A 261-nucleotide genomic window follows, 5' to 3' on the forward strand; every position below is an offset into this window, starting at 1 on the left:
GCCCTGATAGGTGCGATATTGCAAATAAGCATGCAAAATCTCTGCATCACCAGCGACGAAGCCCGAACGCAGACCGGGTAAGTTGGAGCGTTTTGATAATGAATGAAACACCACACAGTTTTTAAAGTTATGACGACCCAAGGCTGCACAAGCTTGCAGGAGTCCAATCGGCGCGGTATCAAAATATAGCTCGCTATAACATTCGTCACTGGCAATGATAAAGTCATATTGGTCTGACAGGCGAATGAGATACTCCCAATC

The 261-nt window shown here is 46.0% G+C and carries 1 protein-coding gene; it reads right to left on the reverse strand.

The features are described 5' to 3' along the window. Positions 1-261, reverse strand: a 261-nt coding sequence (locus tag AAEZ03_RS27865) for an aminotransferase class I/II-fold pyridoxal phosphate-dependent enzyme (RefSeq protein ID WP_350583147.1), incomplete at both ends; no start/stop codon positions are given.

Source organism: Pseudomonas sp. HY2-MNA-CIBAN-0224 (genome assembly GCF_040310285.1).
Lineage (GTDB): Bacteria > Pseudomonadota > Gammaproteobacteria > Pseudomonadales > Pseudomonadaceae > Aquipseudomonas > Aquipseudomonas helleri.